The organism is Mucilaginibacter frigoritolerans, assembly GCF_007830615.1.
Lineage (GTDB): Bacteria > Bacteroidota > Bacteroidia > Sphingobacteriales > Sphingobacteriaceae > Mucilaginibacter > Mucilaginibacter frigoritolerans.
The window spans coordinates 46,299-60,148 of record NZ_VLLI01000002.1 but is presented as its reverse complement, the minus strand read 5'-3'; the positions used below and the strand labels follow the sequence as shown (position 1 = coordinate 60,148).

Annotated in this window: 15 protein-coding genes; all 15 read right to left on the bottom strand. The window is 43.6% G+C overall.

Annotated features, from left to right (window positions below):
- Positions 1-3: 3 nt before the first annotated feature.
- The 15 genes from JN11_RS03690 to JN11_RS03620 all read right to left on the bottom strand — a co-directional run bounded on the left by JN11_RS03690 (position 4) and on the right by JN11_RS03620 (position 13,716).
- Positions 4-477 carry an SRPBCC family protein gene (locus JN11_RS03690; protein ID WP_144909761.1) on the bottom strand — a complete coding sequence of 158 codons (474 nt, stop codon included), beginning with the start codon at positions 475-477 and terminating at the stop codon, positions 4-6.
- 4 nt (positions 478-481) lie between these two features.
- Positions 482-808, bottom strand: coding sequence for an ArsR/SmtB family transcription factor (locus JN11_RS03685; protein WP_144909759.1), 327 nt, complete (start codon positions 806-808; stop codon positions 482-484).
- Complete coding sequence (locus JN11_RS03680) at positions 789-1,238, bottom strand: SRPBCC family protein (protein WP_144909757.1); 450 nt, start codon at positions 1,236-1,238, stop codon at positions 789-791. Before JN11_RS03680 ends, JN11_RS03685 begins: the two co-directional genes overlap by 20 nt.
- Before the next feature lie 111 nt (positions 1,239-1,349).
- Positions 1,350-2,237 carry a dienelactone hydrolase family protein gene (locus JN11_RS03675; RefSeq protein ID WP_144909756.1) on the bottom strand — a complete coding sequence of 296 codons (888 nt, stop codon included), beginning with the start codon at positions 2,235-2,237 and terminating at the stop codon, positions 1,350-1,352.
- Between the two features lie 138 nt (positions 2,238-2,375).
- The gene (locus JN11_RS03670) at positions 2,376-3,032 is read right to left on the bottom strand and encodes a potassium channel family protein (RefSeq protein WP_144909754.1); all 657 of its coding nucleotides are present in this window, start codon (positions 3,030-3,032) and stop codon (positions 2,376-2,378) included.
- Positions 3,033-3,275: 243 nt separating this feature from the next.
- Positions 3,276-4,040 (bottom strand): SDR family NAD(P)-dependent oxidoreductase, encoded by a 765-nt coding sequence (locus JN11_RS03665; RefSeq protein ID WP_144909752.1) that lies wholly within the window; start codon positions 4,038-4,040, stop codon positions 3,276-3,278.
- Positions 4,041-4,431: 391 nt separating this feature from the next.
- A complete protein-coding gene (locus tag JN11_RS03660) occupies positions 4,432-4,725 on the bottom strand; it encodes a hypothetical protein (protein WP_144909751.1) in 294 nt (97 codons plus the stop codon).
- Positions 4,726-4,960: 235 nt separating this feature from the next.
- Positions 4,961-6,358 carry an efflux transporter outer membrane subunit gene (locus tag JN11_RS03655; RefSeq protein WP_144909749.1) on the bottom strand — a complete coding sequence of 466 codons (1,398 nt, stop codon included), beginning with the start codon at positions 6,356-6,358 and terminating at the stop codon, positions 4,961-4,963.
- A 23-nt stretch (positions 6,359-6,381) separates the two neighbouring features.
- Positions 6,382-9,531: an efflux RND transporter permease subunit gene (locus tag JN11_RS03650; RefSeq protein WP_144909747.1), complete on the bottom strand. Its 3,150-nt coding sequence runs from the start codon at positions 9,529-9,531 to the stop codon at positions 6,382-6,384.
- A gap of 4 nt (positions 9,532-9,535) precedes the next feature.
- Positions 9,536-10,720, bottom strand: a complete 1,185-nt coding sequence (locus JN11_RS03645; protein ID WP_211360637.1) for an efflux RND transporter periplasmic adaptor subunit — start codon at positions 10,718-10,720, stop codon at positions 9,536-9,538.
- 74 nt (positions 10,721-10,794) lie between these two features.
- Positions 10,795-11,382 (bottom strand): TetR/AcrR family transcriptional regulator, encoded by a 588-nt coding sequence (locus JN11_RS03640; RefSeq protein WP_144909744.1) that lies wholly within the window; start codon positions 11,380-11,382, stop codon positions 10,795-10,797.
- Between the two features lie 257 nt (positions 11,383-11,639).
- Positions 11,640-11,879, bottom strand: coding sequence for a hypothetical protein (locus JN11_RS03635; RefSeq protein ID WP_144909742.1), 240 nt, complete (start codon positions 11,877-11,879; stop codon positions 11,640-11,642).
- A complete protein-coding gene (locus JN11_RS03630; RefSeq protein ID WP_144909741.1) occupies positions 11,876-12,391 on the bottom strand; it encodes a DinB family protein in 516 nt (171 codons plus the stop codon). The genes JN11_RS03635 and JN11_RS03630 overlap by 4 nt, the downstream gene beginning before the upstream one ends.
- Positions 12,392-12,394: 3 nt before the next feature.
- The gene (locus JN11_RS03625) at positions 12,395-13,216 is read right to left on the bottom strand and encodes a helix-turn-helix domain-containing protein (protein ID WP_144909739.1); all 822 of its coding nucleotides are present in this window, start codon (positions 13,214-13,216) and stop codon (positions 12,395-12,397) included.
- An 11-nt stretch (positions 13,217-13,227) separates the two neighbouring features.
- Positions 13,228-13,716 carry a YbhB/YbcL family Raf kinase inhibitor-like protein gene (locus JN11_RS03620; RefSeq protein ID WP_144909737.1) on the bottom strand — a complete coding sequence of 163 codons (489 nt, stop codon included), beginning with the start codon at positions 13,714-13,716 and terminating at the stop codon, positions 13,228-13,230.
- Positions 13,717-13,850: the final 134 nt, after the last annotated feature.

Below are 13,850 nucleotides of genomic sequence, written 5' to 3'. Positions count from 1 at the left end.
TGGTTATACATTGATATCTGTTTTAGTTTCCATTTCCTTTTTAGTAGGATGCCCTTTACCAGTGCTTATCAGGCTAAATAAACTATTTTGGATATAGTCCGTCCATGCGTTTGAGCAATCGCGGAAGCATTCAATTTGCGGAACTAAACCCGTTTGCGTAAAGCGGATTTGTGTTTGCTTACCCCGTTCGGTAATATCAAAAGTGATTTTGGTACCTGTCCATTCGTTTTGATCTTTAATAAAAGTGAGTTTACTGTCTGTAATGAGCCAAACTACTTTTGTATCCGGAATTATTTCTACCAGTTTTTGTTTGGAATAATGTACCGTTCCAAAACGGACTGAAAATTCATCATTAAGCTTTTGTGAACTGCCTTCTAAATTTTCCGTCCACCATCCTTTAACATTGTTAATGGCATCGAAGGCTTCCTTTGGTGTTTGATCTACCAAAATGGTAGTGGTGAAATCCTGATTATCCATGGTTTTATTTTTTGGTTGATTTTTCGTTTAGTAACACTTCCAGCTTTTTCAGTTTGCTGCCCCAGAAAGCATCAAAATACTCCAGCCATTGTTGCAGCTCTTTAAAGCCATCTTGTTTAAGTATACAGTGTCGTTCCCGGCCAATATCCTGAATAGATATAAACCCGGCATTGTAAAGCACTTTAATATGCTTGGAAACGGCAGGCCTGCTCATGTCAAAATTTTCGGCCAGCGAATTAATGGTCAAGCTGTCTTTTGAAAGCAGGTGTAATATTTGCCTCCTGCTTGGGTCGGCAATTACCTGGAAGGCATCAAGCCTGTGTTGTTCCATTGGTTGTTGTGTTTAGCAATTTTAAAATTTTCTGTATGTTCTTTAACCAGCCTTCGTCCATCATTGTAAATATGGTCATGGTTTCTGAACCGGCGAATCCGCGATGGATCAACTGAAGCTCGGTGCCATTATCTTTCTCATTTAATGTCCAGCTTACAACAGAGTCGGTTAGTGTACCATCGCCAGGTCCGAATTTCCAGGAGTAAGAAAGCGTTTGGGGAGGGTCTATTTCCAAAATTTTACAATAAATAATGCCATCGAAATCAATATCAGGCATGGCTTTGGTTTTGAATTGAAACTCATGACCCAAAACAGGAATAAAATCGTTTGGCATCAGCCACTGAGCCATTAATTCGGCATTGGTCAAATAATCCCAAACATCCTGAGGCGGGTTTGGGTAAAATAATTGGTGTTGAATAATTTTTGCCATAATGAGTAACTTTTAAGTTACTCAAATATATATGTAACTTATGAGTTACGCAAATTTATTTCAAATTTTATTAGATCTGTATTCGATGTGGGTTTAAGCGGCTTTTATTGATTATTTTAAATATTCATCAAAAAAGTCAATAGTGCGTTTCCAGGCCAGATCTGCCGCGGCTTTGTCGTAGCGGGGCGTGGTATCATTATGAAAGCCATGATTTACGTTTTCATAAATGTAAACCTGGTATTTTTTCCCATTAGCTTTTAAAGCCGCCTCATACGCAGGCCAGCCAGATGTGATCCTGGTATCCAGTCCGGCATAATGCAACAGCAGGGGAGCTTTAATCTTAGGTACGTCTGCAACGTCTGGCTGACTTCCATAAAAAGGTACGGCTGCCGCAAGCTCCGGTATCCTCACGGCCATCATGTTGGCAATACCGCCGCCGTAACAAAATCCAACAACACCAACTTTGCCATTGCAATCCGGATGGTTTTTCAGTTGCCAAAATGCGTCAATAAAATCCTGCTCCATTTCGCCCTTATCACGTTTGGCCTGCATTTCACGTCCTTGATCATCGTTGCCGGGGTAGCCGCCAAGTGGCGTTAGTGCATCGGGTGCAAGGGTGATGAATCCGGCAAGGGCAGTCCTTCTGGCAACATCCTCAATATATGGGTTCAGGCCACGGTTCTCATGAACCACTACTATGCCGCCGAGTTTCCCTTTATTGTCGGCAGGTTCGGAGAGCAATGCCTTTATTGTTCCGCCGCCTTTTGGAGATGAGTAATTGATATATACCGATTTTAAGCGCGGATCGTCCGCTTTAATCTGGATGTTCCCTTTATAGTCAGGCATCAGGAAGCTCATCAGTGCGGGGACTGTTAAGCCACCCACTGCGTACAGAGACAGTTTTTCTACAAACGCACGCCTGTTAATACGGCTATGGGCATAATCATCATACAGATCAAAAACTTCCTGCTTAATGTCTTCTTTATTAATTGGTTTCATATTGTTTGAGGCTTAAATCAAATTTAATCATTGCCAGTTATCAGCGTTGTAACAGTTTGGTTACCACAATGGTTTTAAATGCATTTGCACCTGGCCGAATATCACAAACCTCCATATGCTAAGTCTTTAATATTCTTATCAGGGAACCGGTCGCTCCCTTTTATCCTGCAGATATTTGCCAATAATTATTCCGGTTACTAATACGGTATACAAATGACCGGTTAAACCGGCCAGTATTACTGATCGTTTGGCTAACAGCGTGAGGGGTACAATATCACCATAACCTATGGTAAGCATGGTGGTAAAACTAAAATAGATAAGGTCATCAAACCGGTGGTGGTTATGAACCATATGTAAGTATGAGTTGGGGTAATTTACTTCAATGGTAATAAATATGATGGCATTGGTTAGGCAAAGTAAAATGAACCCGCAAACCAATACAGCCAGCACTTCGGAGGATACCTGGTCGGTTTTGAAGATTTTGGTGTAAACCTTTGAGGAGATCAGGATAAAGTACAAAAAGTATATGCCCAATATAGTGCCAGACTCAACCTGACTGTGGTAACAGCAATTTAACAACGCAATGCCGAGCACCAGCACAATCATGGTGCCGATGATGATGCGGGTTCTTTTCTCCCTGTAAAAAATGATAAATGCGGCAAGCATGTTTTGCAGGGGCAGCAAAATGGCCATGAACAATGCCTGGCAAAAAGTATTGCCAAAAATGAGTACAAGAAAACTTAAAACCAGGATTTCATATTTCCTTCCGGCTAACCAATAACTGATTTTTTTCACAAACGCTATATTTTAGTTGAATAAGTTTCTTAACAAAGGCAAACGTTTGTGCTTATTTAAATAATGTTTAAAAACAATTAACCGACTTTAGGCTATTTTATTGCCGACAGATCAATGGCAATCGACGCAGGGGGACTGCTGGTAGACTATGAATGCTTTTTAACCGATAAGTTTTAAGGAGAGATAATCAATCCCCCTACCGATTGCCTAGTGACGCAACCAGTAAAGGAAAAGAAGTTGATATTAGATAGCCAGACCGCCCGAAACCTCGATGCGTTGGGCATTGATCCAGCGGTTGTCTTCAGAGAGCAGGGAGGCGATCATAGGGCCGATGTCATCAGTGATTCCGGCGCGACCCAGGGCAGTAAGCTCTGCGATGTGTTTGTTCACTTCCGGATTATCGCGGACAACGCCACCGCTGAAATCTGTTGCCACGGCACCCGGGGCAACCACGTTAACGGCGATTCTGCGGGGGCCGAGTTCTTTGGCCATGAATTTGGTGAGCACCTCAACGGCACCTTTGAGCGAGCCATATGCTGCGCCTCCGGGCGTGATGAGGCGGGTTCTGCCTGTTGATACATTTACAATGCGGCCGCCGTCGTTAATGAGGGGGAGCAGGCGTTGGCTCAGCAGGAATACACCTTTGAAGTGAACATTGTACAGGCTGTCCAGTTCCTCTTCGGTGGTTTTCTCGAAAGGCATGTTGTGGTGATTGTTGCCGGCATTGTTCACCAGGTAGTCGAAATGGGTAGCGCCGAGGCTTTGGAGGGCAGACTGCACACTTTGCGCAAAGGCATCAAATGCGCTTACATTGCCGGTATCCAGCTGTAGGGCGAAGGCCTGCGCGCCGGTATCTTTTACTTCGGCTACAAGCGTATCGGCTTCTGCTTTGTTGCTGTTGTAGGTGAATATGGTGTTTACCCCACGCCTGGCAAGGCTCAGCACGGTATTGCGGCCAATTCCACGACTGCCTCCGGTTACTATGGCTATTTTATTTCCGTTTTCCATTTGTATTAAATTTATGGTACAAAGATGGCCCGAAAAGCCATTGAGCTGTTTGAACAAATCAATCCATTATTTGTAAAATTCAAATCATGGTGAATCTTTTTGGCAGCCGAAGCCGGGCGCATGCTGTCCCGCGAGAAACACGACACACGCCGGGACAAAAAAATCAGCCGGGACAGCCAATATTGAAAGCCAGGTAGTTAAGTGAATAAACGGGCCAACCTGGACAACGCGGGCTGATTTTTTTGTTTTTTGGGTAGATTTTGGGTTGAGGGTGGGACAGCCGATATAGTTGGTACAGTAATTATTTGTGGCAATAAATTGCAATTGGGGTGTTTTGTAAACTACAAGCATTTCGTCCGAAGTTTGGAAACTTTGAACGACGGGATATAGCTCAGGTTATGCAAATTGGGCTAGTGGCTTCAGCAGTGATAAAGGCCAAATGGGCATGTTGCTCTGGTGAGTAATTGACCGTATCACCCAACTCGATCATAAAAGTACCGCCGCAACAGGAATTGCTGGCCCTTCCACGTGCAAAAACATTACTTAGGTGTACCGGTGAGGTATTATTGAGCGCAGATGCACAATGCTTAGATAGCTGAGTACAGGCGATTCGGACATTCTTGATTTTTGCACGTATAGCCTGTACCACATCGGGACGAGGGTTACTGTGTTTATTTCGGCCCATGGAAAAAATGACCGTTTGGCAACCTGTTAAGTTGCATAACTCGCTAATAGCCCTTACATGATACCTATACAGTATATTTGAATATCTAAATGAAAAATAAATCTACGCCAGCCAAACATCCCCACTTAATCAATCCATATTTTAAACACCCACACTCAAAAATGCCACATGAATTCTTTAACCAAAGAATCCATGTGGCAAAGATTTATATTAATCGAAAAAGCCTGAATACTGCCTATTTCCAACCCCCGCCTAAGTCGGTGTATAAATTAACAATGGCCTGCAGTTGTTGCAATTTGTCATTTACACCTGCTAATTGGGCTGCTAGTAAATTCTGTTCGGAGGTTAAAACATCTGTATAATTGGTGGCCGAGCTATAGGTTAACAGTTGTTTGGTATAGTCAACCGATTTTTCCAGTGCATCCAGTTCCTTTTTTCTTAATCCCGCTTTTTTTATAGCTTGCTTGTACGAAAACAAATCATTGGCTACCTGCTGTCCGGCTGTTAAAATACTTTGCTGGTAAGTATTAAATGCTTCCAACTGCTGGGCCTTCGCTATGCGGTAACGCGCCTTGTTTTGTCCCTGGTTAAAAATAGGCTGGGTTAAGCCCCCCACTAAATTGTAGAATATAGAATTATTGAACAGGTCCTTTAACTGTAATGTCGATAAACCACCCTCGGCCGTTATGGTAAGCGTTGGGTAAAAATAAGAATGGGCAACATTGGTGTTTTCAAAAGCCGCCATAAAAGCAAATTCCGATTGTTGTATATCCGGCCTGTTCTTCAATAACAGGGTAGAAACACCTGCATTCAGCGTTTCAACCGGAATCTGCTCAGCCATGGTAAGGCGTTTAATTGGTCCTGGTCCGCGGCCCAGTAAAATGCTCAAAGCGTTCTCTGTTGCCCGTATGTTAGCTTCCAAATCGGGCATGGTAATTTCTGCCGCATACCTATTGGCTTCACTTTGTACCACGGCTGCCCCGGTAACCACATCCGCTTTTAATAAGGATTTATTGGTTTCCACATCCTGGATGTCGTTTTTTACGGTCTGCTGCGTGATAGCCAATTGCTGGTCGTACGATAATAGCGTATAATAATCGTTAGCGATGCTGGCTACCAGGGCTGTCTGCACGGCGCGTTTGGAGGCATCGCTTTCTAAAAACTGGGCTATTGCCTGGCGCTTTAAGCTGCTTAGCTGTCCCCAAACGTTAAGCGTCCAGCTGGCGCTCAGGTCTGCCTGGTAGGTGGTGGTATTTAAATCAATCCCCAATCCAGCCGGAAACGACTGTGCCGCCTGCGATGATTTTGCTTTGGTAACGGTAGCGCCTGCGCTTAAGGTTGGGAAATAAGCGGCCTTGGCTTCTTTCAGCGTAGCGTTGGCTTCGGCTATTTTCAGGATGGCCGTTTTCAGGTTCAGGTTATTATTAATGCCTTCCTGTATCAGGTTTTGCAATACGGTATCAGCAAATAATGATCGCCATGGCAATGCGGCTATCGAGTTAGTATCGGTTGCCGAACTATCACGGTATAAGTTGGCCGCATTTACACTGGGCCTGCTGTAATGTTGCGATACCTTGCACGATGCAATAATGAGCAAGGCTGTTGCCGCTATTAAAAAATATCTTGTTTTCATTTGATTGAACATAAGCTTAAAATTTAGTTGACTGTTGGCTCTTCAGCCGGAACATCCGGTTTGCCGCTAATCTTTTCCTGTAATCCCTGGAAAACGATAAATAATATAGGTATCACAAAAACCCCGAACAACGTACCGATAAGCATTCCCCCAACTGCACCCGTACCGATTGACTTATTACCTATTGCCCCCGCACCGGTCGACAACATCAACGGAAGCAAGCCGAATATAAAGGCAAATGAAGTCATCAATATGGGGCGTAGCCTGGCGGTTGCACCCTCAATAGCGGCATCAATAAGCGATAAGCCATGTCGTCTGCGGGTTACCGCAAACTCCACGATAAGGATGGCATTTTTGGCCAATAAGCCAATGAGCATAATCAAGGTGATTTGTAAGTAGATGTTGTTTTCTACCCCAAATATATTCGCGAAGATGAATGCCCCGGCCAAACCTACAGGCAGGGATAGCAACACTGCAAATGGCAGGATATAACTTTCGTACTGTGCACTAAGCAAAAAGTAAACAAAAATAAGACAGAGTATAAAGATGTAAACGCTTTGGCTGCCACCGGCAATCTCTTCACGGGTTATTCCGGCAAATTCAAAACCATAGCCTACAGGCAGCGTTTTTGCAGCTACTTCATTAATGGCCTTAATGGCATCGCCCGAGCTATAACCCGGATTTGGTGCGCCCTGTATATCAATAGAAGTGTACAGGTTAAACCTGTTGATAGACTGCGGACCGTAAACCTTGGTAAGGGTTACAAATTCGGAGATGGGCACCATGGCGCTGGTGCTGTCGCTGCGCACATAAATATTATTTAAGCTGGCCGTATTGGAGCGGTAAATAGCATCGGCCTGTATCATTACGCGGTACTGCTTGCCAAACTCGTTAAAGTTGGATGCATAAACACTGCCATAATAGCCCTGCAATGTGCTCAATACCGAATTTACTGTTACGCCCGCCTGGTGGCACCTGGCTACGTTAACATTGATCATGTACTGCGGAAAGTTGGTGTTGAACGACGTGGTGGCGTATTGAACTTCCTTATGCCTGGCAAGTTCAGCTATAAATTTGTTGCTTATATCATTAAATTTATTGATATCGCCGCCTGTTTTATCCTGCAGCTGAAACTCAAAGCCGCTGCTTAAGCCAAACCCCTGAAGTGTGGGCGGCGCAAAAAAGATGACCTGTGCATTTTTAATTCCCGCCGTCATCCCAAAAAGCTGCCCGGTTAAGCTGTTGATGTCCTCGCCTTTCCCGGTGCGCTTGTCCCATGGTTTTAGTTTGATTACCACCATGGCGTATGAGCCACCGGCCCCGGCAATAAAACTTTGCCCGGTAATAGTTAAGGTTGATTCAACCTCCGGTAATTTATTGATGATGTCTTCAACCTGTTTGGCTACTACGGTGCTTCGCTCCAGCGATGAACCAACCGGTAAGCTGATGTTGGCAAATAGTACACCCTGGTCCTCATTAGGCACAAAGCCTGTGGCCGTGGTTTTTATAAGCAGATAAAAAATACCGGCAAAAAGTAAAATGATAAGTCCGGCAAGCCATTTTTTTCCGGCAAGGAAATGTACCGAACGTTTGTATTTTCCGGTTACCGATTCAAAGCTTGTGTTAAAAGCAGTATAAAAGCGCTGTACCAGGCCAGAGTCTTTATGTTCACCTTCGGGATGTGGCTTTAAAAACAAGGCACACAGCGCCGGACTCAAGGTTAAAGCATTAACTGCCGATATAATGATGGCGATAGCCAGCGTTAAACCAAATTGCTTATAAAATACACCCGAAGAACCGGAGATAAATGATACCGGGATAAATACCGCCGCCATTACCAATGTAATGGAAACAATGGCCCCGCTGATATCGCGCATGGCGCTGATGGATGCTTCCTTGCCCGATTTGGCGCCCTGATCCAGCTTGGCGTGTACCGCCTCCACCACCACAATGGCATCATCCACCACAATACCAATAGCCAGCACCATGGCAAACAAGGTGAGCAAGTTAATGGTGAACCCAAACAGGTTTAAGAAAAAGAACGTACCCACTATAGCTACCGGAACCGCAATAGCCGGAATTAATGTGGAACGGAAATCCTGCAGGAATATAAATACCACAATAAAAACCAGGATAAAGGCTTCAATAAGGGTATGGATAACTTTTGATATAGATTCATCCAGAAAATCATTTGCATTAAGCAAGGAAGTATATTTTACCCCGGGAGGAAAAGATTTGGATGCCTCGGCAATGGTAGCTTCGCATTGCTTGATCAACGAATGAGCATTTGACCCCGCCACCTGTGATATAGCAATACCGATGGATGGATTGCCGTTAGTAGTAGTGTTGCCGCTATAGTCAAGCGAGCCTAATTCTATGCGGGCCACATCTTTTAGCAGCAAGGTTTGCCCGGAGCTGGTTGACTTAACTACAATGTTTTCAAAGTCGGCCACTGATTTTAAACGGCCCTTATACTTAAGGGTATATTGGAAAGATTGATTGCTGTTTTCGCCCACCTTTCCCGGTGCGGCATCCACGTTTTGTTCCGCAAGGGCGGTGTTAATGTCATCAGGTATCAGGTGATAGGCAGCCATTACGCTTGGTTTCAGCCAAATGCGCATAGAGTAATCCTTGGTGCCAAAAGCAGTTGCATCGGCTACACCGGTGATCCTTTTAATCTGCGGCAGCAAATTGATATTCGCATAGTTCTGTAAGAATGTTTGATCATACGACTTGTTGGTGCTCGACAGCGAAAATATCATGATATTGCTGCTCTGCTGTTTCTGCGTGGTAACACCTGCCTGGGTAACTTCTGCAGGCAACAAGGGCGCAGCCTTTGAAACACGGTTTTGCACGTTTACCGCCGCAATGTCAGGATTGGTACCCAATGCAAAAAAAATGGTAATACTTGCCGTACCATCATCAGAAGCGGTTGAAGTCATGTAAGTCATGCCTTCCACACCGTTAATCTGTTCCTCCAGCGGAACAATAACACTGGTTAATACCACATCGGCATTAGCCCCAGAATAAGAAGCTGATACCACCACAGTAGGCGGTGCAATATCCGGGTATTGGGTTATCGGCAGTTCTATTAATCCGATGAGTCCCAAAATAACCAGTATGACCGATATAACGGTAGATAATACCGGCCGTTCAATGAATGTCTTTATCATCTTATTAGTTTTTTAGATCCTGGTAAACCTTGTTGGCATCCATTGGTTGAGGGTTAATTTTGGTTGAGTCTTTCAGCGAGATAGTTCCATCATAAACTATTTTATCACCTGCCTTGAGGCCTCCGGTAACCACATAGTATTGGCCCGCTGTTAGTTCCATTATTTGTATCTCCTGATTTTTTACCAGGTTGTTATCACCCAAAATGTATACAAAATGTTTACCCTGTAATTCATAAGCAGACTTTTGGGGTACCAGCACAGCATCAGTTAATGCCTGCGGAATATCTACATTTCCAGAGCTGCCGCTTCTTAACAAATGCAAAGGATTGGGGAATGCAGCCCTAAAGCTTGCTGAACCGGTAGTGGTATTTAATACACCACTAATGGTTTCCAGGCGTCCTTTTTCTGGGTATGCAGAACCATCGGCCAGCGCTAAATTAACATCAGGTGTGTTTTTTAATTTTTCATCCAAAGTGCTGCCTTTTACCGAGCGGGAGAACTCCAGCAATTGCTTTTCATTTAACGAAAAGTAAGCATACACTTTACCAATATTAGCTACCGTAGTTAGTGGACTGGCTGTGGTACTGGTGATGAGGCTACCCAAACGGTAAGGGATAGAACCAACAACCCCATTTACCGGGCTGGTAACGTAAGTATAGCCCAGGTTTACTTTAGCGGTAGCCAAAGTGGTTTGAGCCTGTGCCAATGCGGCCCGTTTGGTATCGAGGGTATTTTGATCTGTTTGCAGTTCGTATTCTGATATGATACCTTTTTCAACCAGCGGCTTGGTCTTGTTTACTGCTATTTCTGCTGAATTTATATCTGCTTTTGCACTATTTATTGCTGCAATGGAGTTGATAACCGTTTGTTCATATTCCGGTGCGTTAAGTTTAAACAATAGTTGCCCCTTTTTAACCACTGAACCTTCATCAACATAAATTTTCTCAATATAGCCGTCAACTTTTGGGCGGATATCAATGGTTTGTTCGCCCTGCATTACCGCAGGATAGCTGGTATGGAGCGTTGCAGATTGCGGTGTAACGGTAAATACCTGGTATGCCGCCGGAGGCTGTTGTGCGCCTGGAGCCTGATTGGCATTTCCGCCGCATGAGCTTATTGCAATGATCGCTGTGCTAAGCATTGCCAATCCGGCCCAGTTTTTTTTCATTTTATAAGGTATTGTATTCATATCTTTTTTAATGGTTGGATTTTTATTAGTTGACTTATGGGTTTGACGCTTGCGTCAGTTTTTTGTTAAAAAAATTAGCTAAATAAAATATCAATTATCATTTTCTTTCTTTCCTGCATCAGTTTTTCAAAGTTGGTATCGTCAAGTTCAAGCATCCGTTCAAATAACCGGCGCGTTAATAAGGGATAAGCCACCAGCGATAACATATTGATCATGAAATTAATAGGGGATACTTTCTTAATCTCGCCGTTGTCAGCAGCCTGTTTTACTTCCTCTAAAAATTGCTGCATACCCGGAGGGGAGTCTTTTGTGGGTAAACTGAATCCGTGGGCATTTATTTCACTGATTAAAAAAGACTCCTTGTAGGGGTACATGGTTAGCTCAGCAGTGAACATATCAATAAAAGCAATAACTTTCTTTTTGAAAGGCATATCTGAACCCAGCACTTCATTCATTTTAGTTCCAGTATCTGCCATAGCTTCCTTAAACACCTGCTGAAAAAGAATGTCTTTGGAGCGGAAATAATAGTTGATTACCGTTCTGGCAACACCTGCAGCATCGGCAATATCCTGAGTGGTGGCATTAAACCTGCCTTCTGCAAAGAATATTTGTTTTGCGGTGTCTTTGATTAATTGTTCTGTTCCTGTATCTCTTGTCGCCATTGTCTTACTAAAACGTTTGACATTTGTGTCAGGCAAATATAAAACCCAATAGATGATACTTATGTCAATAGATTCACATTTTATCTGATCTTATTGCTACAATGGTACAAATGATTAGTATTCGCATCAATTGAAATCTCCAGAGATAGAATATTTATAGATGAAGTAATATAATAACACTACTAACGGGCCAAATAAACCCTGTGTTTATGAAGTTCTCAACCCCATATAAGCAACCTCCCTCGTCATGAAACAGCTTACAACACTAAGTTTTTCATATAATGTGTATTAACCCCGGGGCTTTGAAGTTGGGTTTCATTAAAGTAGCGCGATTGTTCCACAAAAAAATATTTCATACCATCGGCAATGGCGGTTTTAATCAGATGGGGGTAGTCAATAATCCGCCCAGCTAAGCCTCTTCCGCTTAGCTGGGCAAGAGTTAGAGCGTCCACGCTCCCGATCTCAGGGGCCAAGCTGTTCCCCAAAATTCTTTTCATGTATTTAACGGAGATTTGTCATGTGTCAAATAGTAAGTTGCCAGATCGATCGAAGAGAGTTCAGTGAAGCCTGCCTGGCGCAAGAGGTTCACCAACTGTCCACGATGATAGGTCGAGTGATTCATGCTGTGTGCAAAAGTTTGCCAGTATAACAGCTGGCCTATTCCGCCCCTGGGATAAACAAATGTGACAGGATCGTTATAGTTTTCTTCCGGACAATTTTTTATAAAATCTTGCACCCCGCTTGAAGCGGTTTTCCAGAGATTGATCAACTCATTTTTAGAGCCTTCGAAATGAGAAGATAGATAAATTGGGGTTATTGCTTTCGTCCAGAAATCAATCCATATTTTTTCTGCACTTACAATATGGACGGCAGTCTGTCTAATACTGCCGAAACTACTGGAAAAAGATTGATCCCACTGCGTGTCATTGATTTGGCCGAGCCAGGCCATAGCTTTATCATTCGCCCAACTGTTGTATGCAGCTAAGGCGGTAAAATATACTTTGTTCATTTTTTAATTGCTTAACTGATACTGTTTTGGTGTGATGCCGTGTACCTGCTTAAAGGATTGTATAAAACTGGATAAGTTCTCGTAACCAAGTTCATAATAGATCTCGCTGGCGGTGCTGTTTCCTTGCCTAAGGAGTTTGGCAGCTTTTTGCATTCTTTTTTCCAGCAGCCATTTGCTGGGAGAGGTGCTATAAATCCTGGCAAAGCGTCGTTTGAAGGTGGATAGACTTGTATTACACAAAAAGGCCAGCTCTTCGATGCTTACCGGATGATCAATATTGGCATTAACCGCCTGCCTGATGAGGATATCATCAGCCGCTTCCTTGCTGATGCCCCGGAGTTTTTGTAACTGACCGGGATGACTTTCGCAGAGATAAAGCAGTAGTTCATGCACTTTTAATTGCTGCATATTAGGGGAAATGGTTTGATTACCAACGAGCAAATGTTCAAGCGAACTGATAAAATTACGGAGGAAGACATCCTGTTCAAAGCGCAAGATGGGTTCTTCAGGTATTTCGGCAGCTTGAATACGCAAAAGGTTTGGCTGCCTTGTAAAAAAATCAGAAAGTACCCCGTTATCAAAAGAGATCAAAATGCTTCGGTATTTGCCGCGTGGGGCAACTATTTTTTCGCTCATTAGGCAGTTGCCTCCGGCAAGCAGCAGAAATTGGCCGGGTATTATACCTATCGTTTTGCCAGCATAATAAACAGTTTTCTCACCCTCCAGCAAAAAACTAAAAAGGTTTTGCTGAAGTGTGATCCTGTTCTTGATGCTGGTTCCTTCCGCCTGATAGCTAAAAATGGAGATAGGTTCCGCTTGTTTCATGTAACGCTAATTTAATGCTTTTGTCCGTAAACCAGTAAAGAAGCTTTAGCAAGTGTAGCGTAATGAAGGTTGAATCCTACATAGGCAGGCGTAGCGTTCTGATCCAGTTCAATTTCTTGGGCAAGAGCATAAACGGTGATCAAATATCGGTGGGCTGGGCCTTCTGGTGGTGCGGCTCCGGCATAACCGGGAGTACCCATGTCTGTATTACTTTGTATCACATTTCCCGGTATTAAATTTTTCGCCGGGTCGCCGGCATCTGATAGCAGTTCATTAACATTAGATGGGATATTGAATGCAACCCAATGCCAGAACCCACTGCCTGTTGGCGCATCGAGGTCATACATGGTCAAGGCAAAAGCCTTTGTGTCTTTCGGTGCGTTCTCCCAGTAAAGCTGAGGCGAGCGGTTCTGCCCGGTGAAGCCCATACCATTGGAATATTGTTCGTGGTTTAACTGCCCGCCTAATTCGTTACTTTTTAAAGTGAATGTTGGTGTCATTTTTCTAATATTTGATTGTAGATCAAAGGTAATCCCCTGATTCAAGTGAGCCGATAGGCCAACGTTCAAAAAGTGTCGCTAAAAGTTCAATTTCAATCCTGATTTATTAATAAAAGATAATGTAATATCAAGCT

Coding starts and splice junctions, on each gene's coding strand:
- JN11_RS03690 (WP_144909761.1), bottom strand. CDS start 477: ATGGATAATCAGGATTTCACCACTACCATTTTGGTAGATCAAACACCA.
- JN11_RS03685 (WP_144909759.1), bottom strand. CDS start 808: ATGGAACAACACAGGCTTGATGCCTTCCAGGTAATTGCCGACCCAAGC.
- JN11_RS03680 (WP_144909757.1), bottom strand. CDS start 1,238: ATGGCAAAAATTATTCAACACCAATTATTTTACCCAAACCCGCCTCAG.
- JN11_RS03675 (WP_144909756.1), bottom strand. CDS start 2,237: ATGAAACCAATTAATAAAGAAGACATTAAGCAGGAAGTTTTTGATCTG.
- JN11_RS03665 (WP_144909752.1), bottom strand. CDS start 4,040: ATGGAAAACGGAAATAAAATAGCCATAGTAACCGGAGGCAGTCGTGGA.
- JN11_RS03660 (WP_144909751.1), bottom strand. CDS start 4,725: ATGGGCCGAAATAAACACAGTAACCCTCGTCCCGATGTGGTACAGGCT.
- JN11_RS03655 (WP_144909749.1), bottom strand. CDS start 6,358: ATGAAAACAAGATATTTTTTAATAGCGGCAACAGCCTTGCTCATTATT.
- JN11_RS03650 (WP_144909747.1), bottom strand. CDS start 9,531: ATGATAAAGACATTCATTGAACGGCCGGTATTATCTACCGTTATATCG.
- JN11_RS03645 (WP_211360637.1), bottom strand. CDS start 10,720: ATGAATACAATACCTTATAAAATGAAAAAAAACTGGGCCGGATTGGCA.
- JN11_RS03640 (WP_144909744.1), bottom strand. CDS start 11,382: ATGGCGACAAGAGATACAGGAACAGAACAATTAATCAAAGACACCGCA.
- JN11_RS03635 (WP_144909742.1), bottom strand. CDS start 11,879: ATGAAAAGAATTTTGGGGAACAGCTTGGCCCCTGAGATCGGGAGCGTG.
- JN11_RS03630 (WP_144909741.1), bottom strand. CDS start 12,391: ATGAACAAAGTATATTTTACCGCCTTAGCTGCATACAACAGTTGGGCG.
- JN11_RS03625 (WP_144909739.1), bottom strand. CDS start 13,216: ATGAAACAAGCGGAACCTATCTCCATTTTTAGCTATCAGGCGGAAGGA.
- JN11_RS03620 (WP_144909737.1), bottom strand. CDS start 13,716: ATGACACCAACATTCACTTTAAAAAGTAACGAATTAGGCGGGCAGTTA.